Source organism: Streptomyces hesseae, assembly GCF_031845785.1.
In the GTDB taxonomy this organism is placed as follows: Bacteria; Actinomycetota; Actinomycetes; order Streptomycetales; family Streptomycetaceae; genus Streptomyces; species Streptomyces hesseae.
Map to the genome: position 1 here is coordinate 49281 of NZ_JAVRFI010000017.1, position 26955 is coordinate 76235.

Consider the following 26955-nt stretch of genomic DNA (forward strand, 5'->3'; position numbering starts at 1 on the left):
GCGGAACTCTACGAAATGGGAGGGCCGCCCCATGGGTCGAAGGGGCGGCCCTGCACGCGTGCTGGTGGCTCAGCCGACGAGCTGGACTTCCTTGTTCGGGGTACCGGTACCGGTCACACCCGGGTAGTAGCTGAGGTTGCCGTCGTTCCAGCGGATGAGGAGGTCGCTCGGACCGCCGTTGGCGGAGGTGAAGTTGCCCACCGTCATCTGCGCGATGTTCTTCCAGGCGGACTTCTCGGAGCGGACCTCGGTCCGGCCGTGGTAGCCGGCGGTGTCGACACCCGGGAGGACCTGGTTCTGGCCGTCGTTCCACTGGACCATCAGGTCAGCGGTCTTCTTGCCGGCGAACTCGCCCGCGGCGATCTGCTGCGCGTTGCCCCAGCCGGCGTCGGCCTTGGTGAGCTGGGTCTGCTTCTCGACACCATTGACGCCGGTGTCCGAGTACATCGAAGTCGAGCCGTCGTCCCACAGGACGAGCAGGTCGTCACGCAGCGCGTTGCCCGTGAAGCGGCCGGCCGTGATCATCTTGGCGTGCTTGTACCAGGAGCCGACGGCGGCGAGGGTCTTCTCGTCGTGGAAGCCCTGGGCGTCGACGTGGGTGTACGTCGACAGCTTGCCGTTCTCCCAGCGGACGGTGAGGCCGTCGCTGCCGCTCTCGGCGACGCGGGTGCCGGTGATGGCCTTGGCGCCCTTCCAGTAGCTGCCCGCACCGGCCAGCTTGTACTCGGCGACGAAGGGGACCTCAGGGGTGCTGCTGTCCGAGCCCTGGAAGAGGGAGGCGGAGCCGTCGGCCCACACGACGAACAGGTCCATACGACGCTTGCTGTTCGTCGCGCCGCCGTCGGTGAAGTGGCCGGACGCCAGGTGGACGGCGTTCTTCCAGTTGGAGCGGGACAGCAGCGTACGGGCGTAGGTCTGCTGGACCCAGTCGGCGACGTCGTCGACGCGGGAGCCCGCGACACCCTTGCGCTTCTCGGCCTCGTCGGTGCCGAAGCAGCCGCCCTGCCAGAAGTTGGTGTTGATCGCGGCCAGTTCGGGCTTGCCGTTGACCTCGCGGAACGCGGGGCTGCCGGTGTCGCCCTTGCACAGGGCGCCATCGGCGGAGGTGCCGTTGAGCTGAACACCCGTGGCCGAGACGCCGCTCACGCCGAAGGCGCCGTGGTGCAGGCGCTCGGGCGCCCACTCGTCCTTGGTGCGGCCGTAACCGGCGACGCGGAACTCGTCACCCTGCTTCGGGGCGTAGTTCGCCACGGAGACCGGCATGACGTCGGCGACCGAGCTCTTCAGCTTGACCATGACGAGGTCGCGGTCGCCGCGGGGGACGAGCTCGACGGCGTCTACGGTGGTGCCGGTCTCACGGGTGAGGTCGGTGCGGCCGACGGTCACCTTGGTCGGCATCTTGGGTGCGCCACCGGTGATGCGGAAGCCCTGCGAGGGATCGTCCGCGAAGCAGCTGGCGGCGGTGAGCACCCACTGGCTCTCCACCAGCGCGCCGGTGCAGCTGCGCTTGCCGTCGCCGATGTCGAGCTTCGCGGTGAAGGCGTACTGGCCGTCCTTGGCCTCGTCGCCGACGACGGCGTGAGCCTGGGTGCCGGTGAGAATGCTCGCGGCGACCGAGCTCGCGAGAACACCTGCTATCCACGCGACGCGCGGGGTCTTGCCAGACATGGAATTCCTCGAATGGAGATGGGCTCGACAAGGGCCTACGCGTGCCCCTGCCATCGGGTGATGTCGGCGACTACTTCTTGGCTGTGATCTCGAGCAGGGTGAAGTCGCGGCTCTGCGGATCCGCCGTCTTGCCGATCGACGTCCACAGGTTGTTGTCCAGCTTGAAGGACTTCTCCTCGTTGCTGGTGACCATGTTGACGTTCACGTTGTAGTCGTTGCCGATGCCTCCGATGACGCGGGGCAGCTCCACGCTCAGGTAGCCGGACTTGCCGGTGACACGGAAGCAGTACCGGCCGCCGCCGACCTTGTCGGCGGGCTTCGTCGGGTTCTGCTCGGTCATGATCTCGATGAGCCCGGGCCGGCTGTCGCAGGTGGCGAGGGTGATGTGCCCGTCTCCCCGCTTCAGCTTGATGCCGCGATCCTGGAAGATCTTGTCGGCCTGCGGGTACTCGAAGTCCTCGACACCGGTGGGCGGCAGGTCGTCGGCAACAGCGACGGCAGTGCCAGTCAGGGTGATTGTGGCCGCAACGGCACCTGCGGTCAGCGCGCGGGAAAACAGACGCACGGTATGGTTCCTTGCCTCGTGTGAGCAGAATGTCAGGTTGGCCTGCGGGTGGAAGTGCGCAGACGAACGGACCTGTCCGGCAAGGAACCGGTGAGTTGGTCAGACCCCCGGCAGTCCTGTGCGGCACGTGAGTGCGCGCCGGCCGTCCCCCTGAACTCGGACTGGTGATCTATTGATATCACCCGTGGCGCTTGTCCTGAAAGCGGGGTTGACGGGCTCTCATGCGCCTGAGTCCCTCTCGTGCCGTCTGTCCGGCAGGTGTGGTTCGGCGCCTGGATCCCCATCCTTCCGGATGCGGTCGGGGTGGGCGTGATGGCCGTCATCCGTAGCTACAGGTCATGCACCTGAAACATACCCCGTTGCCGGATTCGCTATACGATCATGCGCTGTGCCGTGGTCGACGCCACCGCACGACGGGCCTTCAAGGCCTGCGATTTTTTGAGGGGATATGAGAAAAAAGAGACCAATAGTGAGCTCTTCGCGCGCCGGGGGACTGCGCGCGAAGCTCATCGCTGTCTCGGCCATGACCGTGGCCGCGGCAGTCTTCGGCACCACGGTGGCGGCGGCCCTGCCCGCCCAAGCCGGCGACCCGCCATTGCCGACCGGTGCCCGGGCCCAGGTCGTCGAGGCGTGGAACCTTGGCGGATCGGCCACCAAGGATGCCGCCGCCAGGGCGCTGACCGGCTCGGACGAGGACATCAGCGCATTCCTGAAGTCCGGCCTCGACCACGCCAAGGCCGAGGACGAGCGCTTCGCGGTCCTCAAACTGCTCAGCACGTCGGGGGACAACGTCCGCGCGGCCGCTTCGAAGGCCCTGAGCGGCTCTGACGCCGACATTCACGAGTTCCTGCAGTCGGGCTACAAGACACCGTTGGACAGCGACCGAAAGGTCGCGGTGCTGATGGTGATGAACAATGCCGGCGATTCCGTCCGGGCGGCGGGCGACGCGGCGCTGAAGGACGGTTCCGCCAAGGCGCTGGACGAGTTCCTCGACAAGGGGCAGGCCGCAGCTCAGGAGCAGGACGACCGCGTCCAGGTCCTGAAGATCATGAACGGCGCCGGGCCCGAGGTGAAGAAGCTCGGCGACCGTGCGCTGCGCGGATCGGCCCAGGACCGTCAGGACTTCCTGGAGACGGGCCAGCACCTGGCTCGGGCGCGTGACCAGGAGAGCCTTACTGTCGCTCAGCTCGCCAAGGTGGCGGAAGACGCCGGCAAGCGGGCCAAGGCGGAGACCGACGCGGCGAAGGATGCCGGAAAGCGCGCCGACGAAGCAGCGACCAAGGCCAAGGAATCCGCGCTGGAGGCCGCCCGGGAGGCCGCGGCAACCAAGGATGACCTGCGTAAGACGGGCGAGGCGGCGAACAAGGCGGCTGCCGCCGCCCGTGGCGCTGCCGCTGCTGCCTCTACCGCGGTCGAGGCGGCGAACACGGCCATCTCGGCCGCGCGTACGGCGGCGAACGCGGCGCAGGCCGCCGCTGCCGCGGCCGCCGCCGCAGGCCAGGCCGCCGCCCGTGCCTATTCGGCTGCCTCGGCGGCTGCGGGCGACGCGAGCCAGGCGGCCGCTGCGCGCGCGGCGGCGCAGGCCGCCCGTGACGCGGCTGCCGGCGCCCGTACCGCCGCGTCTGCCGCTGAGTACGCGGCAGACGCGAGTGCGGAAGCCGGCGCCTCCGGCGCCGCCGCCGCGCGTGCCGCGCAGAACGCCGCGGCCGCTGCCGACGCCGCTGCGGATGCCAGCAGCTCCGCCGGCGAGGCCAGTGCCCAGGCGCAGCGCGCACGTGAAGCAGCGGATGTCGCGCGGGGCGCGGCGGCTACGGCCACCGCCGCGGCCAACCGGGCCCAATCGCTCGCCGGCCAGGCCGCGTCCGCAGCCCGTGAGGCGCACCGATACGCCAACAGTGCCGCAGACCACGCCGACAAGGCGGCCAAGGCCGCCGACGAGGCCGCGGCGCAGGCGGGAAAGGCCCAGGACTGGGCGAACAAAGCGACCCTGCATGCCAACGCCGCGATCGAGGCGGCGAAGACGGCGTCCGACGCCGTGGCGCAGGCTCAGAAGACCGAACAGCTTGCCCGCGAGGCCGAGAAGGCCACCATCGACGCGGACATGAAGGCCGGTATCGAGGACGCCAAGTCCCTCAAGAAGGCCGAAGAGAACGCGCGTGGCTGGGTGACGGGTCTGCAGAGGCAGGCGGACGACACCGACGACTCGACGAAGCAGCTGCTGAGCAAGGCCACCGCACCCGGCACGGACACCAAGACGGTGACCGACCTCGGGCGCAAGGCCGCTGTCAATCTGTTGTCCAGCACCGAAGCCTGGACCCGTGCGGCAGCCGAGAGCGCGCTGTCCGGGACCGACAGCGATGTCTTCAGCTGGGTCAAGACGGAATACCAGCGGGCGCAGCAGCAGGACAGGCGCGAGAAGGTCGTCTACCTGGCCAAGCTCGGTGGCCCCACTCTCGCGGAGGCGGCCCAGAAGACGCTGCAGAGCAATGACCCGGGTCAGGTGGAGAAATTCCTCACCGAAGGCTCGTACGACGTTCAGGCCGAGGACTACAAGGTCCAGGTGCTCAAGCTGATGAACGGTGCTGGCAGCGCCGTCAAGGAATCCGGTACCGCGGCTCTGCGTGACGGTAGTGTCAAGGCTCTGAACGAGTTCCTGATCGGCGGTTACCAGAAGGCCCAAGAGCAGGACGACAAGGTCGCGACGCTCACCATCATGAACAACGGCGGCGCCAATGTGAAGGCGGCTGCTCAGATCGCGATGGCCGGGCCCGCCTACATGCAGCACGACTTCGTGACCAAGGTCCAGTACAAGGCTGCTCAGCTGGATCAGGACACCGCAGTTCATGTGGCACACGTCCGCTCGATGATCGCCGACGCCGCTCGCGCGGCGGCCACCGCCAATGAGAACGCCTCGCTGGCCTACTCCGTCGCTGCCAATGCGCGGGACCGGGCCAAGGAAGCGGGCGAGTGGGCCGACAAGGCCAGGGCATCGGCCAATGACGCGAAGGGATTCGCGGCCGAGGCGCAGAACAAGGCTCGCGAGGCGGACCGTTCGGCCGCCGCTGCTGCTGAATCCGCCAGTAAGGCCAAGGACGCGGCGGCAACCGCCCAGCGTGCCAGCCGCCAGGCCAACTACTCCGCCAACCAGGCTGCCGCGTCGGCCGAGCAGGCGATGGCGTCGGCGAACAGCGCACAGGCATCGGCCGCCAGCGCCAGCCAGTCGGCCGCCAGCGCGGGCAAGGACGCGGCGGCAGCCGCCGAGGCCGCGGTCGAGGCCAAGGGCATCGCGATCCAGAAATACCAAGCGGAGCAGATCGCAGCCGCGGCTCAGGCCGCTCAGGAAGCCCGTGAGAACGCCAAGAACGGTGTCGATCCGGCTGACAATGCCAAGAACGACGTCAACGTTCTGAGCACCATGGCCAATATGGACCAGGGGGGATCCGGCAACCAGCACGAGACTGCGAAGCAGTGGGCCAAGTACCTCAAGTGGGCAGGTATGGCCGCGAACGGGCTGGCTTTCATAGCCTCCCGGTTCCCTCCGGCGATTGAGGCCGCCGGCATTCTGAGAGGAGTGGGCCTGGTGCTGAACGCTGCCAGCGGAGGGCTCAAGTTCTATGCCTCGGGCCGCCTGGACCATGCGCTTCAAGAAGCCGGTAGCGCCATCACACAGAACATCACTGGGCACATCACGTCGCCGGCGGGCCGGGCGGTTCACACCATTGTCAAGGTGACGAACAGTGCCGTCGATGGTGTCAAGAAGGGCGTCCGGAGACTCTTCGACTGGTAAATTTCACCAAATGATAGATTCCTGCGGGGCCCGCTGTGCGGGCCCCGCAGGATTAAGGAGTCTCAAATGCAGCCGCCTTCTGTGTCATATTCTGCGTGGTGGCTTGTATCCGCAGTCGTCACTGTAGCTTTCGTCGCCTTCTTCGTGCCGCTCATGCCGGATGTGCGAAAGAAGCTGCGCGTATGCTCCGGACCGGTACTGATGGCGATGCTCTTCGCGGCCTCCACCGTCATTCATTGGACGGAGGCGAGGGTCGCACTGCCCATGTACTGCTGCATGATGCTGGCGGCTATTATTTCCGGTGTGGGGCGCCGACCCGTCATTCGGCAGTGGTCCCTTGCCCCGGAGAATGCGACAAGTGGCGATTTCCACATGTCGTGGGGAATGCGCGTACAGGTAGTCCTGGCAGTGGTAGCGATGACTCTTCTCATGATCTGGCTCTGCGCCGGGTGATCAATCTGTGCGCCACCGGCTCAGGCTGTGTTGACGTACACCGGGACATCGTTCGGGCGCCGGGCCGGGCAACAGCCCAGCCCGGCGCCTTTGCGCTGGGCCTCGTCGTTCTACCACCCGTCCGTCAGCCTCATCGGCCTGCTGAAGTCCGCGTTCCCCCTGTTCACCCACTCCCGCAGCACGCCCGACTCGTCGTCCCGGGCCAGGAGGTGGGCCGTACCACCCCCGTAGAAGGCGCCGGCAGTCGTTTCCGAGTAGTGCCAGCCGCCCGTCAGGGGCTTGTTCATGTCCGGGCGGGTGAAGGTGCCGTCGCCGTCGCCCTGCCAGAGGTGGAGGTTGCCGGTGGCGTCCTTCGCCACCAGGTCCGGTTTGCCGTCGCCGGTGAAGTCGCCTGCCGTGGTCTGGGTGTAGTTCCAGTCGCCCGACAGGTGGGCCGGCTCGCTGAGGGTGCCGCCTTGTTGGCCCGTCCAGCGGTAGAGGTTGCCCTTGGCGTCGCGGGCGATGAGGTCGGCTGTGCCGTCGCCGTTGAAGTCGCCTGCCGTCGTTTGGATGTAGTTCCAGTCGGTGCGGAGCACCCGGCGGGGTTCGAAGGTGCCGTTTCCTCGGCCGGGCCACAGGTAGAGGTTGCCGTCGGTGCCCTTGGCGACCAGGTCGGATTTTCCGTCGCCTGTGAAATCAGCCGCTTTCGTCTCCGTGAAGTGCCAGTCGTCGGTCATGGGGTGGTCCAGATCGGGGCGGGTGAAAGTGCCGTCGCCCAGGCCTTTCCACATGTAGAGGTTGGCGTTTCTGTCGCGGGCGATGAAGTCGGCTGTGCCGTCGCCCGTGAAGTCCGCCGCCGCCATCTGCGAGAAGTTCGGGGTGAACGGGGTCGGCGGGACCGGGCCCGAGAGGGTGTCGGCGAGGACCTGGGTGCCGTTGTCGGTGAAGTGGAGCTTGTCAGCGTCGGTGCGGTAGGCCGTGAAGAGGCGGGCCGGGTCGAGTGGGTCCCGGGTGGCCGTGTCGAAGTCGACGTACGAGTCGATGTCGTGCGTGGTGCGGAGGTAGTCGTTGACCTGTTGGCGCTCCGCTTCCTTTTCCGCGTTGAAGCTCCAGTTTCCCTTGAAGGCCGGGATCGTGGCCGCTGTGAAGGGGAGGCCGGCCGCGTGGGAGCGGTCGGCGAGTTTGCGGATGCCGGAGATGAGGTCGGTGGCCTTCGCGCCGTTGACTATGTCGTTGATGCCCTCGTAGAAGACGACGGACTTGACGTTCGGCACGGAGAGGACGTCACGGTCGAAGCGCTCCACGGCGCTCTCGCCGTATGCGGCACGGGCGCCGCGCGTGAGGATCCGGTTCGCCGAAATGCCCGCGTTCGCCACGCCCATCGGGCGGTTCTGGGCGCGCAGGGCGCGGGCGTAGGCGTCTGTCCAGCGGCGGTTCGAGGACGGTGTCGTCGCCGCCACGTCCGTCTGGGAGTCGCCGATCGCGACGACCGTTCCGACGCCGCTGTCGGCCGTCACGTCGAGACCGCTGAGGAACGCCCAGTGCGTGTACTCCTTGCGGAAGTTCTCGCCGCCCGCCTCGTCGGTGCGGTCCGTCGCGTCCCCCGGGGCGGACAGATAGGAGGTGGTCCAGGAGTCGGGGTGGTACGGCGCCGACTTCACGGGGTTCGGCAGGTGGATGCTGACGAGGAGGTTCTCGTCGGCCTTCACCGGGAAGGACGCCGCGTCGCTGTAGATGCTCTGTCCGGGCGCCAGGACCACTTGCCGGTTGCCCCCGAAGGTGAGTGCCACCGGCTTGGCCGTGGCGGACGAGCCGCTCGACTGGCGGGCGAGGGAGGCGTGCCCGATCGTCACCGGTTCCTGGCTGAAGGTGTTGCTCAGCTGTATGCGGGCAGTGCTGCCGGCGACGCTCGTGTGCACCACCATGCGCAGGGTCTGGCGGCCGTCCACCCCGGACTCGTCGGGAGCGGCGGCGGTGGCCAGGGCCGTGCCCCACGTCCTGGTCCAGGGAGGGGGCGGTGCGGCTGCCGCAGGGTGTGCCATGAGAGTTCCGCAGATGAGGAGCGCTGCCGCGGTCGCCCGAACGTACTTGTCGCTTGACGACAGGGGGTGTCCCATCCGTCCTGACTCCTTGTTGCCAACAGGTGGAGGGCATCGGCACTCGGCGCCGATGCCCTCCACCTGAACATTGATGTCAGGTCATTTTACGAATTACGAATTACGAGCTACGAACGCGGCCACGCCGAGCGCGCGTCCGCCAGCGCGCCCTTGCCGTCGCCCCCGTAGAGGTAGACCTTGCCCGGGCCGACGATCGTGCGGGCCCAGCGGGCGAGCAGGTCGGGCTTGCCGTCGCCGTCGAAGTCGCCGGCGAGGACGTTCTGCATGGTGCCCCAGGACTTGTCGCGCCACATGGAACGGGCGTTGTCGAACGAGCCCTTGCCGTTGCCGGCGTACAGGTGGAGGCTGCCGTCCTTGGCACCCGCGACGATGTCGTCGTGGCCGTCGCCGTTGAAGTCACCGGTGACGATGAAGTTCTTGGTCCACGACTTGTCGCGCCACATCTCGGTCTTCTTGCCGGTCAGCACGCCGTCGGCCCCCGTCGGGTACGCGAACAGCGAGCCGTCGTCCCACTGGGCGATCAGGCCGTCGTGCTGCCAGCCGTCACCCCGGTAGCGGGCGATGGCGGTCATCTTGCCCCAGGAGGTGTCGGTCCACATCTTCTTGGCGCCAGCGAGCTTGCCGTCGGGCTTCCCCGCGTAGAGGTGGAGATTGCCGTCGGGGGCGACGGCGGCGATGTCGGTGATGCCGTCGCCGTTGAAGTCACCGGCGATGATCTGCTGCTTGCCGTCCCAGGTCTTGTCGTACCAGAGGTCGCGACCGTACTCGAGGGTGCCGTCGGCGCCCGCGTAGTAGGCCACCAGCGAGCCGTCCTTGAGCACGGCGGCGACGTCCGCGCGGCCGTCGCCGTTGAAGTCGCCGGAGGTCATGACGCCGGTGAACTGGTCGAGCTTGTTGAACAGGCGCAGCTGCTGGACCCAGCTGTTGACGTCGTCGGTGCGGGTGGCGACGGCGCCGGTGCGGGTCTCGGTGCCGTCGCCGCCCCAGCAGCCCTTCTTCCAGGAGCCGGTGGCGACGCCGGCGAGTTCGGCCGTGCCGTTCGTCTCGCGGAAGACCGGCCCGCCCATGTCGCCCTGGCAGAGCGAGGCGTCGGCAGGGGCCTTGGGGGCGAGGCCGACGGTCTTGGCGTCCACGGCGTCGGCGCCGAAGGCGGCGGTGTTCAGCCGGGTCGGGGACCACTCGTCCTTGGTGCGGCCGTAGCCGGTGACGCGCAGCTCCTCGCCCTGCCGGGGCTGGGCGGTCGACACCTGTACGGGGGTGACACCGGTGACGGGCTTGGCCAGCCGGACCGCGACCAGGTCACGGTCGGTGCGGGGGACGACCTCGGCGGCCTCGGTCACGGTGCCGGCCGCGCTCCCGAGGTCGGTACGGCCGACGGTGACCGTCGCCTTCAGCGCGGGCACGCCGGGGGTGACGTTGCCGCTCGCGTCGGCGAAGCAGGACGCGGCGGTGAGCACCCAGATCGGGTCGACCAGCGCCCCCGTGCAGGCACGCTTCCCGTCGCCGATGTCGAGCTTCGCGGTGAACGCGTACTGCCCGTCCTTGGCGGCGTCACCGACGACGGCGCTCGCCGGGGTGGCGGTGGTCAGGGCGCCGGCGGCGACGGCGGTGGCGAGGGCGGCGGTCGTCCACGCGGTGCGTGAACGCTTCCGGGATATCTGAGACAACTGTGCTCCTGAAAGTGCCCTGGGTCAGGGCATGTGGAACGGCGTCAACGGGTGGGGACGGACTCAGCCGACGAGCTGGACCTCGCCGAGCGGGCCCCTGGTGGAGGGGATGGCGCCGGGGGTCACGTTCGGGTAGTAGCTGAGGTCGGTGGTGTCCCAGCGGACGAGGATGTCGTTGAGGGGGCCGGCGGGCTTGGTGAAGTTGCCGACGGTGATCTGCGCGGCGTGCGTCCAGTGGTAGCCGACCGGGGTGACCTGGATACGGCTGTGGTCGTTCTTGGTGTCGCCACCGGGGAAGATCTGGGTCTGGCCGTCGCTCCAGCGGATCATCAGGTCGGCGGTCTTGCCGCCCGTGAACTCACCGGCGTTGATCTGGACGGCGGCCTTGAAACCGTCGTTCTTCAGCGTGAGCTGGGTTTCCTTCTTGACGCCGTTGACACCGGTGTCGGTGTACATCGAGGTCGAGCCGTCCTCCCACAGCACGAGGAGGTCGTCGCGCAGGGCGTTGGCGCTGAAGCGGCCGGAGGTGATCAGGCGGGCGTGGGACCACCAGGAGCCGGGCTCGGCGAGGGTCTTCTCCTCGTGGAAACCCTTCTCGTCGACGTGGGTGTAGGTGGAGAGCTTGCCGCCGGCCCAGCGGACGGTCAGACCGTCGGTACCGCTGTCGCTGTAACGGCCGGCCGTCACCGCGTCGGCGTACTTCCAGTAGCTGCCGGCGCCTTCGAGCTGGATCTCGCGGGTGAAGGGGTACTTCGGGTTGTCGTAGTCGGCGCCCTGGAAGAGGCTGGCGGAGCCGTCCTTCCACGCGACGAACAGGTCCATCCGGCGCTTGCCGGTGGGCTCGCTGGTGAAGTAGCCCGACGCCAGATGCGCGGCGTTGCCCCAGCCGCGCCGCGCCAGCAGCGTCCGGGCGTACGTCTGCTGGACCCAGTCGGCCACGTCGTCGACGCGGGTGGCGACGGCGCCGGTACGGGTCTCGGTGCCGTCGGTTCCCCAGCAGCCGTTCTGCCAGGAGCCGGTGGCGACGGCGACGACCTCGGCGGTGCCGTTGGTCTCGCGGAGGACCGGGCCGCCCATGTCGCCCTTGCAGAGGGCGGCGTCGACGGGGGCCTTGGCGGCCAGGTCGACGGTGGTGGCGGCGACGGTGCCGGCGCCGAAGGCGGCGGTGTTCAGCCGGGTGGGGGCCCACTCGTCCTTCGTACGGCCGAACCCGGTGACCCGCAGGTCCTCGCCCTGCCGGGGCGCGGCGGAGCTCACGGGGGCCGGGGTGACACCGGTGACCGGCTTGGCGAGCTTGACCATGACCAGGTCGCGGTCGCCACGGGGCACGAGCTCGACGGCGTCGACCGTGGTACCGGCCGTCCCCGTGAGGTCGGTGCGGCCGACGGTCACAGCGGTCTGCTGCTTGGGGGCGCCGGCGGTGATGCGGAAGCCCTGCGAGGGGTCGTCCGCGAAGCAACTCGCGGCTGTGAGCACCCACTGGCTCTCCACCAGGGTGCCGGTACAGGTGCGCTTCCCGCCGCCGATGTCGAGCTTCGCGGTGGACGCGTACTGCCCGTCCTTGGCGGCGTCACCGACGACGGCCTGGGCGGGAACGGCCGTGAAAGCACCGGTCGCGACGGAACCGGCGATAAGTCCTGCTATCCACGCGACACGCGGACCCTTGCCAGACATGTTGCTTTCCTTACGAACCTTGAGAGAAGAAGACGTTGAGGAACGGCAGGTGGCGCGCGTGCCGCGCGCCACCAAGTCACCGAGGGGAGAACGCGGCTCGTTTACTTCTTCGCGACGATCTCGAGCAGCGTGAACTCGCGGCCCTGCGGGTCGGCGCTCTCGCCGACGGCCGTCCACTTGTTCTTGTCGAGGTTGAAGGACTTCGACTCGTTGGTGGTCACCATGTTGACCTTGACCGCGTAGTCGTTGCCCTTGGCGCCGTAGACGGTCGGCAGCTCCAGGCTCAGGTAGCCGGAGGGACCGTTGACCTTGAAGCAGAACTTGCCCTGGCCGACCTTGTCGCGCTCCTGCATGCCGCGCGAGTAGACCTCGATCAGGCCCGGGGCGCTGTCGCAGGTGGCGAGCATGATGTGCCCGTCACCGCTCTTCAGCTTGATCCCGCGCTCCTGGAAGATCTTGTCCGCCTGCGGGTACTCGAAGTCCTCCACGATGGGCGGCGGGGTGTCGGCGGCCATCGCGGCGTTGGCGCCGGTGATCGCGACGCTGCTCGCGACGAGGGCGGTTGCCAGCACGCGGGAAATAACCTTCATTGTTCCTTGCCTTCGTAATGAATACGCTAAGAAAACGTCTGGGGTATGGCAAAAAATGCGCGTGCGCGGGTACCGCACACATGCCTGTCCGGCGAGGAAACCGGGATGGTTGGTTCCGCCTCTGTGCCGGACCGGCGCCCTATTGATATCACCTTGATCGGCGTGGCCTGAAGCGGAGTTGCATTCCCCGATGCGAAATCACAGATTCCGCTTTTGGGGGCCGTCCGACTGCTGGGATCAGCTGTCGGGGTGTCGCAAGGGGCGGCTGAACTCGGCGTTCCCCAGGTTGAACCAGGCGTGGAGCGAGCCCGTTTCCGCGCTTCTGCCGAGGAGATGGGCGATACCGCCCTTGCGCAGGGCGAACGCCGAGAGCTCGGTGTACGTCCAGTCGCCGAGCACCTTTTTGGGACCGGCGAAGGTTCCGTTGCCGTTTCCGGTGAGGAGCTGGAGGTTTCCGGCGTCGTCCTTGGCGATGAGGTCGGCCTTTCCGTCGCCCGTGAAGTCACCCGCTGCGGCCTGCGTGAAATTCCATTTCTTGAGAACGAGCCGGGCCGGTCCGAGGATGGTTTTCCGGTCACCGGGCCAGAAGTGCAGGCCGCCGTCGGCGCCGCGGCCGATGAGATCGGGAATTCCGTCACCGTTGAAGTCGGCGGCGACGGTCTGGGTGGCGGCCCAGCCGTCGAGGACCTTTTTGGGCTTGCCGAAGGTGCCGTTGTCGGTTCCGGATCCGTTGCCGTTTCCGGTGAGGAGCTGGAGGTTTCCGGCGCGGTCCCTGGCCATGAGGTCGTTGTGACCGTCGCCGTTGAAGTCACCGGCCACGGTCTGGGTGAAGTCCCAGTCGCGCATGACCGTCTTGGGGGTTCCGAAGGTCCCGTCGCCGCGGCTGCTGTCGTCGACGTCCTTGTTGCCCGGCCGGAGCCGGAGTTCACCGTTGGCCTCACGGGCGACGAGATCGGGAATGCCGTCCCCGGTGAAATCGGCGACGACGGTCTGCGTGGGCGCCGGAGGACGCGAGGCGAGCGGGGCGGGGGAGCGACCGGAGGTCACGGAGTCCGAGAGCGCCTGGCTTCCGTTGTCACTGAAATGCAGACGGTCGTCGCCGCGGCCGTAATAGCCGGCGAAGAGCCGGGCGGGATTCAGCGGGTCGCGCGTGGCCAGGTCGAAGTCCACATGCGCGTCGATGTCCGGGGTGGAGCGGATGTAATCGTTGACCTCCTGCCGCACCTTGTCCTTCGCCGGGGTGTACCTCTCGAATCCCTTGAACGGAGGGATCGTTGCCACGGTGAAGGTGAGCCCCGCCGAGTGGGCGCGCGCGGCGAGCTGCCGGATCCCGGATATGACCTCCGGGGTAGTCGAGCCGGCAAGGCCGATGTCGTTGATGCCCTCGTAGAGGAGTACAGCCTTGACGTTGGGCACGGCCAGGACGTCGCGGTCGAATCGGTTGAGCGCGCTCGGGCCGGCCTCCGCGTGGTCGCCGTCGGCGAGTATGCGGTTCCCGGATATACCGGCGTTGACGACCGTCATCGGCTTGTCCTGGGCTGCGGCTGCGGCCGCCCCCAGCGCACGCGCGTACGCGTCGGGCCAACGGCGGTTGCCGTCGGCGGTGGTGTGGGCGCCGTCGGTCTGCGAATCGCCGAGGAGGACGATGGTGCCGGCGCTGCTCGTCATGACGTCGACGCCGCTGAGAAAGGCGAAGTAGGGGAATTTGGTGGTGAATCCACCGTCCGCCGAATCCATGGTGCGGTCGCCCGCGTCCCCGGGTGCGGAGGTGTAGGAGGTCGTCAGCGCCCATTTGTGATACGGCGCCGTACGGACCGGGTTGGGGAGGTAAATGCTGACCAGCAGATTCTCGTCGGCATTGACCGGGAACGCGGCCGCGTCGCTGTAGACGCTCTCACCGGGCGCGATGACGGTGCCCGGGCGGCCGTTGAAGGTCAGGGCCACCGGGGCTGCCGCCGCGGCGGCACCGTGCGCCTGGCGGGCGATGGTGGCGTGTCCGATGGTCACGGGTTCCTTGCTGAAGGTGTTCACCAGGTAGATGCGGGAGGACGTCCCGGCGACGCCGGTGTGCACGACCATGCGGAGGGTCTGACGGCCGGTGACATCGGTCTTGGCGGCCGGGGCGGCTGCGGCAATGGCGGTGCCCCAGGTGCGCGTCCAGGCGGGCGGGGTGGGTCTCTCCTCGACGGTGGCGGCCTCGGCGTCGGCGCTGCCGGACGACGGCACGAGTACCCAGACCAGCCCCCCGATCAAGGCGACCGCTGTGACGACGGTCAGGGGAAGTCTCCAGCGCGACCGTCGGGCCCGAGCCCTGCGCCGCCCACGGCGGTGGCCTGCCATCGGTGCTGTCTCCTCGCTGAGCGTGCGCGGGTCGCACACTCGGCGAATGGCATCACGCTCGACAAAACAGGCTCGATGATAAGCAGCGCCGACCGCTCTCCTCGACCGGATATCCACGTGGGGCGAGGCCGGCCACGCGGAAGAGGGGGAGAAGTGCCGTCGGATGTCGGGGAGCGGAGGCTCGGGCCCCTACGGCGTATTGAACGTGAAGTTCGAGTGACCCGTCGTCAATTGCGTTCCGTCCGGACCGTACGCCGTCACCTGGAGCTGCCAGTGGACCGTCGGCGTCGGGACTATGAACGTGGGCTTCCAGTCCGTGCTGTCCCAGTTGAGGGCCGGGGTGCTGATGGTGCTGTCGTCGCTCATGGAGAGCTTGGTGGCGTCGTTGTACGTGTGCCACTTGATATAGCCCGAGCGGCCCTTGAGACCCGTCCAGGTCATGGTCACCTGGACCTTGGTCACCGTCGGGGTGACCGCGCCCAGGGGGGCGATGCCGGTGATCCTGGCGGTGACGGGGGACTGGGTGGGGGGCCCGGGTGGGATGGTGCGTGGGGGTGTTGTGCCCAGGTCCGGGCGCGGGGGTGCCGGGGTGGTGGGGGAGGCTGTCGGGGTTGGCTTGTTCGGGGCGAAGGGGCCCTTCTGGAGCAGGACCGGGATCACCGCCGCCAGTACCACCGCCAGGCCGCCCGTCACCCAGTACGTCCAGACGCGGCGCCAGAAGGGTGAGTGCGGTGGTGGTGGAGGTGGGTCTCCGTCCGGGCTCACGTCGCCGTCCCCCTCGGTCGTCGCCGTTTCGTTCCGGGCGCTTCATCTCGCCCCCGCGCATCCGGACCGTACACCCGGAATTGGCCATTCGGGTGTGGAGCGGGACCGGTTGGGGGCGCGCGTCGGATACGGGCGCCCCTGGGGTTCTTCAGCCGATCCGCGTCGCCGTGCCCGTCACCCGTACCCGCCGGTCGCCCTCCCGTAGCTCCACCCCCAGCAGTCCCGGCCGTCCCATGTCCGCGCCCTGGTGGAGGGTGAGCCGGGCCGCCGCGCCCACCAGCCCGTGCTCCCGCAGATACGCGCCCAGCGCGGCCGCCGCCGCGCCCGTCGCCGGGTCCTCCACGACACCGCCCACCGGGAACGGGTCCCGTACGTGGAAGACTGTCCCGCTCTCCCGCCACACCAGTTGGACCGTCGTCAGGTCATGGGCGCGCATCAGCGTCGCCAGGCGGTCGAAGTCGTAGTCCAGGTCCGCCAGTCGGCCCCGAGTGGCCGCCGCCAGGATCAGGTGGCGCGCCCCCGCGTACGCGATGCGGACGGGGAAGGCCGGGTCGAGGTCCGCTGCTTTCCAGTCCAGGGCCGCCAGGGCTTCCGTCAGGGTCTCCGCCGGCACTTCTTCCGTGTGCGGCTCCACGCTCGTCAGCGTGGCCCTCAGCTGGTCGTCCACCTCCACGACCTCCACCGGCACCGTTCCCGCCGCCGTCGCGAAGACGAACTCGCCCGGACCTCTCCGCTCCGCCAGCGCGACCGCCGTCGCCACCGTCGCGTGGCCGCAGAACGACACCTCCGCCAGCGGGCTGAAGAAACGCAGCGTGAACGCGCGCCCCGGCTCGCCCAGCCCCTCCGGCGGTGCCGTCAGGAAGGCCGTCTCGCTGTAGCCCAGCCCGGCCGCGACCGCGAGCCGTGCCGAGTCGTCCAGGGCCGAGGCGTCCAGGACGACACCCGCCGGGTTGCCGCCGGACGGGTCCGAGGAGAAGGCGGTGTAGCGGAGGACGTCGCCGTTGGCGGGGATGTTCGTCTGCGTCTTCATGGGCAGGTCAACTTTTCGCCACGGGTGGCTATTCCGTAGCGCACATCACCCCCGTAAGGGGCGACTCGTGGCCGTGGCCATGACACCATGGAAGAAATTTGAAACTACAAGAATTGCGACTTTCATGGAGAGACGATGACGGACTCCGGCCGCTCCCAGGCCGTTGACGAGGGCATCCCCAGTGCCGGGGCCGTGAGCGCTGCGAAGCCGGAGGCGCGCGCACGCCGCGCCGGGCTCGTCGTCACCCTCGTGCTCGGCGGTCTCACCGCCCTGCCGCCCCTCTCCATGGACATGTACCTCCCGGCCCTGCCCGAGGTCACCTCCGCCATGAGCTCCCCGGCCGCCACCATCCAGCTCACCCTCACCGCCTGCCTCATGGGCATGGCGCTCGGCCAGCTGATCGTCGGGCCGATGAGCGACCGCTGGGGGCGTAGGCGTCCGCTCCTCGTGGGCATGGTCGTCTACGTCCTCGCCACCGCCGCCTGCGCCTTCGCCCCCACCGTGGAGCTGCTGATCGGCTTCCGGCTGGCGCAGGGGCTCGCCGGGGCGGCCGGGATCGTCATCGCCCGGGCCGTCGTCCGCGACATGTACGAGGGCGTGGCCATGGCCCGGTTCTTCTCCACCCTCATGCTGATATCCGGTGTCGCCCCCGTCGTCGCCCCGCTCATCGGCGGACAGATCCTCCGCCTGACCGACTGGCGCGGCGTCTTCGTCGTCCTCACCGTCATCGGCGTCCTCCTCACGTTCATCGTCTGGCGCCGGCTGGACGAGACCCTGCCGCCCGCCCGCCGTCAGGACGGCGGCCTCGGCCAGGCGCTGCGCACGATGCGCGGGCTGCTCGCCGACCGGGTCTTCACCGGCTACATGCTGTCGGGCGGCTTCGCCTTCGCCGCGCTCTTCGCCTACATCTCCGCCTCGCCCTTCGTCGTCCAGGACATCTACGGCGCCTCCCCGCAGACCTTCAGTCTGCTCTTCGGCCTGAACTCCATCGGGCTCGTCATCGCCGGCCAGATCAACGGCAAGGTGCTCGTCGGGCGGGTCAGCCTCGACAAGGCGCTCGCCGTCGGCCTCGCCGTGATCACCCTCGCGTCGGCGGCCCTGCTGCTGATGACCTCCGGCGTACTCGGCAAGGCCGGGCTCGTCCCGGTCTCGGCCGGGCTCTTCGTCCTGATGTCCGCGATGGGCCTGGCCATGCCCAACACCAACGCCCAGGCCCTGATGCGCTCCCGCGACGCCGCCGGGTCGGCGTCCGCGCTGCTGGGCACCTCCACCTTCCTGCTGGGCGCGATCGCCTCGCCGCTCGTCGGCATCGCGGGCGAGCACACGGCCGTGCCGATGGCCCTCGTCCAGCTCGGCTGCGCGCTCGCCGCGGTGGTCTGCTTCGTGGGGCTGTGCCGGCCCTGGCGGCGACGGGAGGACGACGCGTTCGGCACCGCATAGACTTCGCGAAATGCACGCCCCCGCACACGCGCCGACCGGCGAGGCCCCGGTCACCGGCGAGACCCTGCGCACCGCCCTCGCCGGACTCCTCGACGGCCTGCCGCCCAAGCAGGCGGCCCAGGCCGTCGAGCGGCTGATCGCCAACTACCGGGGGCGCACCCCCACGCACACCCCCGTCCTGCGCGACCGCTCCGACGTGGCGGCCTACGCCGCGTACCGGATGCCCGCGACCTTCGAGGCCGTACGGTCCGCGCTGGAGGCCTTCCGCGACCGGCTGCCGGACCTCCACCCCGCCACGCACGTCGACGTCGGCGGTGGCACGGGCGCCGCGACCTGGGCCGTCGCCGCGGCCTGGCCGGGCGGGGAGCGGACGACCACCGTCCTGGACTGGGCCGAGCCCGCGCTCGCCCTGGGCGCCGAGCTGGCCGGAACGGTACGGTCCGAGCCGGCGCTGAGCGGCGCGCGCTGGCAGCGCCGGGCCATCGACTCCGGCCTCGACCTGCCCGAGGGCACGGACCTGGTCACGGTCTCGTACGTCCTGGGTGAGCTGACCGAAGGCGACCGGCACGCGGTCACCGACGCGGCCGCGCGTGCGGCGCGAGCCGTCGTGATCGTCGAGCCCGGGACGCCCGAGGGCTATCTGCGGATCATCGAGGCGCGCGACCGGCTGATCGCGGCGGGCTTCCGTGTCGTGGCGCCCTGTCCCCACAGCGCGGCCTGCCCCATCGAGCGGGGCACGGACTGGTGCCACTTCTCGGCCCGGGTGAGCCGTTCGTCGCTCCACCGGCAGGTGAAGGGGGGCTCGCTGTCGTACGAGGACGAGAAGTTCTCGTACGTGGCGGCGGTGCGGGACATGGACATTCCCGAGGCCGATCCCTCGCGGATCGTGCGGAAGCCGCAGATCCGCAAGGGGCAGGTGCTGCTGGAGCTGTGCACGCCCGGGGACGGGCTGGGGCGGGAGACCGTCACCAAGCGGCACGGGCCGCTCTACCGCGCGGCGCGCGATGCGGAGTGGGGCGGGGAGTGGCCTCCGGCCGGTCAGGAGGACCAGGACGGCTGAGGCCGTCCGGCACCGCCGGGATCCGCCGCGACGGTTGCGCGCCGCCGCGGCGGGGATGAGGCTCCCAGGAGGCCCTTATCTGAGTTCCTGCGTGCAGCACTTCACGCTGCCGCCGCCCTTGAGGAGCTCACCCAGGTCCATGCCGATCGGCTCGTAGCCTCTCGCGCGCAGGGGCTCGAAGAGGCCGACCGCCGCCTGGGGGAGCAGGACGTGCTTCCCGTCGCTCACCGCGTTGAGGCCCAGCGCCGCGGCGTCCTCCTCGGTCGCGATCAGCGCGTCGGGGAAGAGGCGCTCCAGGACCGCCCGGCTGCCCGGGGAGAAGGCGCCCGGGTAGTACATGACCTCCGCGTCGGTGGAGTCGTCGAGGACACACAGGGCCGTGTCCAGGTGGTAGTAGCGCGGGTCGACCAGGTCGAGCCCGATCACCGGGCGGCCGAAGAACTCCTGTGCCTCCGGGTGCGAGAGAGGGCTGCTGCGGAAGCCGCGCCCCGCGAGGAGCCAGGTGGCCGTGACGGCGAAGTCGCCCTCGCCCTCGTTGATGTGCTCCGGCTCGCGCACCGCCTCGTAGCCGTGGGCGCGGAACCACTCCCGGTGCGCCGCCGCCTCGGCCCAGCGCTCGGGGTGGGCGAAGCGGGCGCCGAGGACCCGCCCGTCGACGACCGTGGCGCCGTTGGCGGCGAAGACCATGTCGGGCAGATCGGTGCGAGGGGCGAGCACCTCGACGGTGTGGCCGAGGGCGCGGTAGCGGTCGCGGAGCTCCTCCCATTGCGCGAGGGCGAGCTGTAGGTCGACCGGCTTGCCCGGGTCCATCCAGGGGTTGATCGAATATGTGACCCGGTAGTACGTGGGCGGGCACATCAGATAGCGGCGCGGAGTGGATGCACGCGGGGATGTACGCAAGTCGCGCTCCTCACGGTGGTGTTGGGCACGCACGTGGATCGTGCGTGCCCAAATGGTCCACGCTGTGAGGGCTTGGCGCATGAACCGTACGGGTGGTTTACAAGCCACCCGTTCACCTACTGGTGTCGCCGTTCCGCTGCGCCTTGAGGGCGCGCAGCAGCTCGCGCTTCTGCGCGTTCGGGTCGGTGCCGCCGTTCGCCCCCCGGCCGCCTCCGCCCGCGCCGCGCAGAGAGGCGCGGGAGAGGTTGCTGCGGGTGCCGCCGACGCCGAGCATGCCGCGTGATCCGCCTCGAGCCATGGTGGGTCCCCTTTCACTTCAGCGAGACGATTCGTCTCGCGATGTCCTCCACTCTGAACGAGACGGTTCGTCTTGTCAATGGGGTTGGGGAGGCCCTGTGCGTGGACACGTCCTCCCCCAACGGGCCCCGACGCGGCCGGTCTCACACCCCCCGGATAGGTCCGGCGGTCACACCAGGAGCAGGATGGTGGCAGCATTGACCGAAGACCGCGGTCGAAGTGAGGGGATAGATGGAACGCAAGAGCAGATTCTCCCAATGGCTGCGCCGCCCCAGGAGCGGAGCGGGCGGCGATACGGGCACGGGGGCGGCCACCGGAGCCGCCCGCGAGGAACTGCTCCTGGCCGCGGCCGCCGCCGGGTTCCCCCTGGCGCCCGCCGCGCACCCCTCCGGCTACGGCTGTTCCTGTGAACGCATCGGGTGTCCCACCCCCGGTCGGCACCCCGTCTCCTTCGCCTGGCAGACCCTCGCCTCGACCGACGCCGACAAGGTCACCAAATGGCTGCGCGGCCAGCCGGAGGCCAACTTCGTCACCGCCACCGGCATCGCCCACGACGTCCTCGACGTCCCCGCCGAGGCCGGCCGGCAGGCGCTGGACCGGCTGACGGCCGCCGGAGTGGAAGCCGGCCCCGTCGCCACCGTCGCCCCCGACCGCATGCTCTTCTTCACCGCCACCCGCGGCACCCCCGACGACGAGGACGAGTGGTGGCCCTGCGAGCTGGACTGCCACCCCGAGACGATGGACGAGCACCCGGGGCTGCGGTGGCACTGCCGGGGCAGCTATGTGCTGCTGCCGCCGTCCGTGCTGCCGGGGGAGGAGCGGGTGGAGTGGGTCGCGGGGTTCGGGGCCGATCGGCCTTTGCCGGACCCGCTTTCTTTGTTGGAGGCGCTTACGGATGCGTGTGCGGTCTACGCCGGGGGGCGGCAGGGGGATCATGAGCCGGCTCACCCGTGGCCGATCGGGCGCTGAGGTGCGCTTGCGGCGCTGAGGCCGTGGTCGGGTTGTGCCCACCCGTTCCGCCTTGCGGAACGATTGCCCACAACCAGGTCCCTACTCGCCCTTCGCCTCCGTCAAGGAGTCGATTCTGTTGAGGAAGACCACCGGGCCCGTGCGGGGGATCCGGACCGCCGACTCCGAGACCCGCGTGTAGGTCACCGCCTGCTTGAGGTCGCCCTTCAGGAGCGCCTTCGTGCGCGGGTCGGTGACCTCCGGGCGGACGCCCGCGACCGCGGTGCGGCGCTCCCGGTGGTGCGCCGTGAAGAAGGCGAGCGCGCCGCCGTCCTTGGTGCGCAGAGCCGGGGCCGGGAAGCCCGGGGCCTTTTCCGGGGTGTCGATGTACTCGGTCCAGAACGTGGGCGTCCGGGCGAGCTTCGCGCGTTCCGCGCGGATCTGCGTGGTGGAGGTGCCGGGGGCGAAGACGGTGCCCGCGCCCGTGCGCAGGAAGTCGGTGTACGCGGTGCTGAGCGCGGTCGGCCGTACGGCGAGGGGGGCCTCGCTCGTCTCCGCCTTGGCCGGCACCGCCTGCGCGTAGCCGTCCTTGTCCAGCGCGAACTCCGGGACGCTTCCCTGGTTCAGCAGCGAGAGATACGCGGCCTTCCACGGCCGGCCCGCGTCGGCGCGGGTGAAGACCAGCAGCCAGCGGTGCTGGTCACGGTTGCTGTGGGTGTCGGCGACGAAGAACTTCGGCCAGCCCGCCATCTTCGGGATCGTGAACCGCGCGTCGTCGAGGACGAGCGGCGGATAGCCCGGGTTGCCGCCCGGCGTCACCGCGCGCTGCGCGGCCAGGTCGGCCCGGGCTATCTCGGCCGGCGCACCGGTCTCGACCCGGTCCACGAGGGCCGGGTCGAGCTTGCGGTACGCGTCGTTGTAGCCGTCGGTGAAACGGCGGAGGACCTTCTCGGCCTCAGCCTTCCCGCTCACCGCCGGGATGACCGCCCGTTCCCCGTGCACCGTCACGCACCCGGTCGCCGCCGTCAGTAGCACCGGCACCACCGTCAGAATCGCTGCCCGACGCGGGAACACCCGACGTGGCGACCGGCGTCTCATCGCGCTTCGACTCCTCCGTGACTGCTCGGGACGGCGCAACCCTACCCGTCCGGCCCGGAGCGAAGAACACCAGCAGGGTCGGGACGACATACAGCGCCCACACCCCCACCTGAAGCCACGTCGGGTCCGGCTGGAAGTTGAAGACGCCCTTCAGCAGCGTGCCGTACCAGCTGTCCGCCGGGATCTGCTCGCTGATGTCGAAGGCCCGGTTCCCCAGGCCCGGCAGGACGTCGGCCTCCTGGAGGTCGTGGAAGCCGTAGGCGAGGACGCCCGCCGCGACCACGATCAGCATCGCGCCGGTCCAGGTGAAGAACTTCGCCAGGTTGATCTTCAGCGCGCCCCGGTAGAACAGCCAGCCCAGCACCACGGCCGTCAGCAGCCCCAGCAGCGCGCCGATCAGCGGCCGCACACCGTCATTGGTCGCCTGCACGGCCGTCCAGATGAACAGCGCCGTCTCCAGGCCCTCCCGGCCGACGGCCAGGAACGCCGTGACGACCAGCGCGCCCGTGCCCATCGCGAGGGCCGCGTCGAGCTTGCCGTGCAGTTCCTTCTTCAGGTGCCGCGCGGTGCGCCGCATCCAGAAGACCATCCAGGTCACCAGGCCGACGGCGATGACGGACAGGGAGCCGCCGAGCGCCTCCTGGGCCTTGAACGTCATCGTCTGCGAGCCGAACTGGAGCACGGCGCCGAAGGCCATGCTCAGCAGCACCGCCGCCGCGATGCCGGTCCACACCGGCCGCAGGGCGTCCCTGCGGCCGGTCTTGACCAGGTAGGCGACGAGGATGCAGACGACCAGGCTGGCCTCCAGGCCCTCGCGCAGGCCGATCAGGTAGTTGCCGAACACCCGGCATCTCCTCTCAGAAAGGGACCAGCGGTCAGGCGAAGAGGGCCTTGCCCCACCAGTCGCCCTTGTCGCGGACGCCCGGCGGGACGGCGAAGACCGCCGACCCCACGTGCTGGATGTACTCGTTCAGCGCGTCGCTGCGTGAGAGGCGCGTCTGGAGCGGTATGAAGCCGTCCCGGACGTCGCGCTGGTACGCGATGAAGAACAGCCCGGCGTCGAGCCGGCCCAGGCCGTCCGTGCCGTCCGTGAAGGAGTAGCCGCGGCGCAGGATCGTCACTCCGTTGTTGGAGTCCGGGTGCGCGAGGCGCACGTGCGCGTCGGGCTTCATCGCCTTCAGCAGCGGCTCGTCGTGCTCGCGCTGCTTGCCCACGGCCGCGCCCTCGGACTTGTCGCGGCCGAAGACGTCCTCCTGCTCGGTGAGCGAGGTCCGGTCCCAGGTCTCGATGTGCATCCGGATGCGGCGCGCGACGAGGTAGGAGCCGCCGACCATCCAGTCGGGGCCGTCCTTCTGGCCCACCCACACGTGCTTGTCGAGACGGGCGGTGTCGTCGCCCGCGATGTTCCGGGTGCCGTCCTTGAAGCCCATCATGTTGCGCGGCGTCTGCGCGTCGGGCGTCGTCGAGGACGTCTTGCCGAAGCCCAGCTGCGACCAGCGGATCGCCACCCGGCCCATGCCGATGCGGGCGAGGTTGCGGATCGCGTGCACCGCGACCTGCGGGTCGTCGGCGCAGGCCTGGACGCACAGGTCGCCGCCGCTGCGCGCGGCGTCGAGGTTGTCCCCGGGGAAGGCGGGCAGGTCGACGAGGGCCTTGGGGCGGCGGGCCTTCAGCCCGAAGCGGTCCTTGCCGTCCTTCTCGAACAGGCCGGGGCCCACGCCGAAGGTCAGGGTCAGCCGCGACGGCTTGAGGCCGAGGGCCTCGCCGGTGTCGTCCGGCGGCAGCTCCTCGTTCGCGCTGATCGCGCCCGCGCCGACCTCGTGCCCGGCGGTCATCGCCCGGGCGGCGGCCGTCCACTCCTGGAGCAGCTTGACCAGCGCGGCCCGGTCGGTCGTCGTCACGTCGAAGGAGGCGAAGTGCAGCCGGTCCTGGACGGGCGTGGAGATGCCGGCCTGGTGGGCGCCGTCGAACGGCACCGCGTCACCGGTGGACGCGCTGGGGGAGACGTCGGAGCCGACGCGCAGCGCGGCGGCCGTGCCGCCGGCTGCGGCGGCGCCGAGCGCGAGGCCCGCGCCGCCCCAGCCGAGCAGGGCGCGGCGCGAGGGGGCGGGGCGGCCGGCCCCGCCGGCCTTCGCGTCGGCGTTGGCCTCGGCCTTCGCCTCGGCCTTGGCCCCGTCGGTGGCGTCACCGGCGTCACCGGCGTTCGCGGCGGGCGCCTTGCTCGTGGCGGTCTCGGTGGTCTCCGTGGTCTCCGAGGCCTGTGCGGTCTCGGTGGTCCCGGTGGCCTCCGCCGTCTCGGAGGCCTTCGGCTTCGAGGATTCCGTCATCGTCGTTCCCCCGCTTACTTCGCGACCGCGGCGGCGAGCTTGGACAGCGGCTCGGACAGCGCGTTCACGGCGTCCGAGAGCTTCTTGCGGTCGTCCTGGCCCACGGTGTCGTACGACTTGAAGCCGTCACCGTCGCGGTAGTCGCCGAGCGCCTTCTTCACGGCGGCGAACTGCGCGTCCAGGGTCTTGACGAGGGCGGCGTCGTTCTTGGTGGCGACCGGCTTCAGCAGCTCGTACGCCTTCTCGGCGCCGTCGACGTTGGCCTCGAAGTCGACCAGGTCGGTGTGGCTGTAGCGCTCCTCCTCACCGGTGATCTTGTTCCGGTAGACCTCGTCGAGGAGCTCCTTGGCGCCGTTGGCCATGCTGGTCGGCGTGATCTCGGCGGTGCCGACGCGCTTGCGCCAGTCCTCGAGGTCCTTCATCAGCTGGTCGGCGAGGGTCTTGTCCTCGTCCGTGATGGCCTTGGCGTCCCAGAGCGACTTCTCCAGCTTGTGCCAGCCGGTCCACTTCTGGTCCTTCTCCAGGCCGTCCTCGCGGACGTCGACCTTCGGGTCGATGTCGCCGAAGGACTCGGCGACCGGCTCGGTGCGCTCCCAGCCGGTGCGGGAGGAGGCGTAGTTCTTCTTCGCCTCGTCCAGGTCGCCCTTCTTGACGGCGTCCACGAACTTCTGCGCGGCCGGGATCGTCTCGTCGGCCTGCTGCTGCACGTACTTGCGGTACTCGGCGACCGCCTTGTCCAGCGCCGGGTCGCTCTTCTTCTCCGCGCCGCCACCGGTGACGGTGATCTTCTGGCGGATGCCGTCGCCCTTCATGCCGGGCTTGCAGGCGATTTCGTACGAGCCAGCCTTGATCGTCGCGGTGATGTCCGCCTTGGTGCCCGGGCCTATGTTCTCGCGCTCGGTGACAATTCGGTCATCGGGGGCGTAGACATAAACCTCGGTGACCTTGGAGCCCTTGTTCTCCACATGGATCTTGACGTGCCCGGCCGGGAACGAGGTCTTGGAGACCTCGCACTTGTCGTCGGAGGCCGTCACATTGACGGCTCCGTCCGCGCTCTTCCCGTCGGACTTCTCGGCACAGCCGGACACGGCGGTCAGAGCCGCGACCGCCGCGATGGCGGTGACGGCGGAGGAGCGAAGGGCTCGCATGTGGGCTCCAGGCTTGCTCGGAGAGGGTGGATTATCGGACATGGCCGAAACCGCATGGCTGAATAAGGCCGCCCTAACTTATCTGAGGCTTGCCTACCCTGTTCCCCACTGGGTGCGTGATTCTGCTCTCACGAGGCAAAATTTCGGCCATCCCGTCTCGGCAGCACCAAAGGTTCTCCCGTACGCGGATGATCAATTACTTCGACCGGCTGAGAATAGACACGGCTCAGCAATTCGGGCGCGTAGACCCGGCCTGGCGGACCGTCCGCCGCGATCCGGCCCTCGTGGAGCACGGCCACGCGGTCCGCGTAGGCGCCCGCGAGGCCGAGGTCGTGGAGGACGACCACGACCGCGTCCCCGGCGGCGGCGCGCTCCCGGCACACCCGCAGCACCAGTTCCTGGTGGCGCAGGTCCAGCGCGGCCGTCGGCTCGTCGAGCAGCAGCAGCGGGGTGCGCTGCGCTAGCACCCGGGCAAGGGCGACCCGGGCCCGTTCGCCGCCCGACAGCTCCGCGAACGGCCGGGAGGCGAATCCGGCCACCTCGGCGGCGGCCATCGCCGACCGCACGGCCGGATCGTCCTCGTCCTCGGCGGGCGTACCGGCCCAGGGGGCCCGGCCCATCCGTACGACCTCCTCGACGGCGAACGGGAACGAGAGCCGGGCCGACTGCGGCAGCACGGCCCGGCGCAGGGCGAGTTCGCCGGCGCTCCAATCGGCTGCCGGACGGCCGTCGATCCACACCTCGCCGGATTCGGCGGGCAGGTCGTGGGCGAGCGCGGCGAGCAGTGTGGACTTCCCGGCGCCGTTCGGGCCGACGAGGGCGACGACCTCGCCGGCGGTGACGCGCAGGTCGACCTCGGACAGGACGGTACGGTCGCCGAGCCGTACCCGGAGGGCACGGGCCTCGGCCCGTACGGTTCCGGCGGGGGCGGGGGAGGGGAGCGTGCGGCGCCGCGGCCGCAGGAGGGTCCTTCCCCAGCCGATGCCGAGTGCGCGCATCACGCCCAGCCTCTCTGCTTCCGCCGCGTCCTGCGCAGCAACCAGCTGTGCTTTCCCGGGGGCAACCCCCGGACCCCCGGCCGGACACCCACTGGGCAGGGAGC

21 protein-coding genes are annotated in these 26955 nt (G+C 69.8%); 5 read left to right on the plus strand and 16 right to left on the minus strand.

Features of this window, described 5'->3' with window-relative positions; all coding sequences use genetic code 11:
* Positions 1-69 precede the first annotated feature (69 nt).
* Together RM609_RS23575 and RM609_RS23580 are read right to left on the minus strand one after the other, a co-directional pair.
* On the minus strand, positions 70-1668 hold the full coding sequence (locus tag RM609_RS23575; protein WP_311613520.1) for a S1 family peptidase: 1599 nt from the start codon (positions 1666-1668) through the stop codon (positions 70-72).
* Between the two features lie 70 nt (positions 1669-1738).
* Positions 1739-2233, minus strand: coding sequence for a hypothetical protein (locus RM609_RS23580; protein WP_311613521.1), 495 nt, complete (start codon positions 2231-2233; stop codon positions 1739-1741).
* A gap of 469 nt (positions 2234-2702) precedes the next feature.
* Between RM609_RS23580 and RM609_RS23585 the strand changes: the two genes are divergently transcribed.
* Both RM609_RS23585 and RM609_RS23590 read left to right on the plus strand, forming a co-directional pair.
* Complete coding sequence (locus RM609_RS23585; protein ID WP_311613522.1) at positions 2703-6020, plus strand: ALF repeat-containing protein; 3318 nt, start codon at positions 2703-2705, stop codon at positions 6018-6020.
* A 66-nt stretch (positions 6021-6086) separates the two neighbouring features.
* Positions 6087-6473, plus strand: a complete 387-nt coding sequence (locus RM609_RS23590; RefSeq protein ID WP_311613523.1) for a hypothetical protein — start codon at positions 6087-6089, stop codon at positions 6471-6473.
* Between the two features lie 110 nt (positions 6474-6583).
* On the opposite strand, the gene RM609_RS23595 is transcribed toward RM609_RS23590, so the two are convergent.
* The 7 genes from RM609_RS23595 to RM609_RS23625 form a co-directional block, all read right to left on the minus strand.
* Positions 6584-8494, minus strand: a complete 1911-nt coding sequence (locus tag RM609_RS23595; protein ID WP_311613524.1) for an FG-GAP-like repeat-containing protein — start codon at positions 8492-8494, stop codon at positions 6584-6586.
* Positions 8495-8676: 182 nt separating this feature from the next.
* On the minus strand, positions 8677-10236 hold the full coding sequence (locus RM609_RS23600; protein WP_311613525.1) for an FG-GAP-like repeat-containing protein: 1560 nt from the start codon (positions 10234-10236) through the stop codon (positions 8677-8679).
* A 63-nt stretch (positions 10237-10299) separates the two neighbouring features.
* A complete protein-coding gene (locus RM609_RS23605) occupies positions 10300-11910 on the minus strand; it encodes a S1 family peptidase (protein ID WP_311613526.1) in 1611 nt (536 codons plus the stop codon).
* A gap of 101 nt (positions 11911-12011) precedes the next feature.
* Entirely contained in the window at positions 12012-12482 is a 471-nt protein-coding gene (locus RM609_RS23610) for a hypothetical protein (RefSeq protein WP_311613527.1), read from the minus strand.
* A 255-nt stretch (positions 12483-12737) separates the two neighbouring features.
* Positions 12738-14753, minus strand: coding sequence for an FG-GAP-like repeat-containing protein (locus RM609_RS23615; protein ID WP_311613528.1), 2016 nt, complete (start codon positions 14751-14753; stop codon positions 12738-12740).
* 276 nt (positions 14754-15029) lie between these two features.
* Positions 15030-15605, minus strand: coding sequence for a hypothetical protein (locus RM609_RS23620; RefSeq protein ID WP_311613529.1), 576 nt, complete (start codon positions 15603-15605; stop codon positions 15030-15032).
* Between the two features lie 148 nt (positions 15606-15753).
* On the minus strand, positions 15754-16635 hold the full coding sequence (locus RM609_RS23625) for a PhzF family phenazine biosynthesis protein (protein WP_311613530.1): 882 nt from the start codon (positions 16633-16635) through the stop codon (positions 15754-15756).
* A 135-nt stretch (positions 16636-16770) separates the two neighbouring features.
* Between RM609_RS23625 and RM609_RS23630 the strand changes: the two genes are divergently transcribed.
* Both RM609_RS23630 and RM609_RS23635 read left to right on the plus strand, forming a co-directional pair.
* Complete coding sequence (locus tag RM609_RS23630) at positions 16771-18075, plus strand: multidrug effflux MFS transporter (RefSeq protein ID WP_311613531.1); 1305 nt, start codon at positions 16771-16773, stop codon at positions 18073-18075.
* A 10-nt stretch (positions 18076-18085) separates the two neighbouring features.
* Entirely contained in the window at positions 18086-19135 is a 1050-nt protein-coding gene (locus RM609_RS23635; protein WP_311613532.1) for a small ribosomal subunit Rsm22 family protein, read from the plus strand.
* Positions 19136-19210: 75 nt separating this feature from the next.
* On the opposite strand, the gene ddaH is transcribed toward RM609_RS23635, so the two are convergent.
* Both ddaH and RM609_RS23645 read right to left on the minus strand, forming a co-directional pair.
* Positions 19211-20116: a dimethylargininase gene (gene ddaH, locus RM609_RS23640; protein WP_438828512.1), complete on the minus strand. Its 906-nt coding sequence runs from the start codon at positions 20114-20116 to the stop codon at positions 19211-19213.
* A gap of 31 nt (positions 20117-20147) precedes the next feature.
* Positions 20148-20333 (minus strand): DUF6243 family protein, encoded by a 186-nt coding sequence (locus RM609_RS23645; RefSeq protein WP_311613534.1) that lies wholly within the window; start codon positions 20331-20333, stop codon positions 20148-20150.
* Positions 20334-20563: 230 nt separating this feature from the next.
* Here RM609_RS23645 and RM609_RS23650 point away from each other — a divergent pair, with 230 nt between their 5' ends.
* Positions 20564-21301: a bifunctional DNA primase/polymerase gene (locus tag RM609_RS23650; protein WP_311613535.1), complete on the plus strand. Its 738-nt coding sequence runs from the start codon at positions 20564-20566 to the stop codon at positions 21299-21301.
* A gap of 81 nt (positions 21302-21382) precedes the next feature.
* On the opposite strand, the gene RM609_RS23655 is transcribed toward RM609_RS23650, so the two are convergent.
* The 5 genes from RM609_RS23655 to RM609_RS23675 all read right to left on the minus strand — a co-directional run bounded on the left by RM609_RS23655 (position 21383) and on the right by RM609_RS23675 (position 26851).
* The gene (locus RM609_RS23655; RefSeq protein WP_498073170.1) at positions 21383-22354 is read right to left on the minus strand and encodes an SCO2278 family lipoprotein; all 972 of its coding nucleotides are present in this window, start codon (positions 22352-22354) and stop codon (positions 21383-21385) included.
* Positions 22236-23222 carry an iron uptake transporter permease EfeU gene (efeU, locus tag RM609_RS23660; protein ID WP_311613537.1) on the minus strand — a complete coding sequence of 329 codons (987 nt, stop codon included), beginning with the start codon at positions 23220-23222 and terminating at the stop codon, positions 22236-22238. Before efeU ends, RM609_RS23655 begins: the two co-directional genes overlap by 119 nt.
* Before the next feature lie 31 nt (positions 23223-23253).
* Positions 23254-24705 (minus strand): iron uptake transporter deferrochelatase/peroxidase subunit, encoded by a 1452-nt coding sequence (gene efeB / locus RM609_RS23665; protein WP_311613538.1) that lies wholly within the window; start codon positions 24703-24705, stop codon positions 23254-23256.
* A gap of 14 nt (positions 24706-24719) precedes the next feature.
* Positions 24720-25853: an iron uptake system protein EfeO gene (efeO, locus tag RM609_RS23670; RefSeq protein ID WP_311613539.1), complete on the minus strand. Its 1134-nt coding sequence runs from the start codon at positions 25851-25853 to the stop codon at positions 24720-24722.
* A 128-nt stretch (positions 25854-25981) separates the two neighbouring features.
* Positions 25982-26851: a heme ABC transporter ATP-binding protein gene (locus RM609_RS23675; protein WP_311613540.1), complete on the minus strand. Its 870-nt coding sequence runs from the start codon at positions 26849-26851 to the stop codon at positions 25982-25984.
* Positions 26852-26955: the final 104 nt, after the last annotated feature.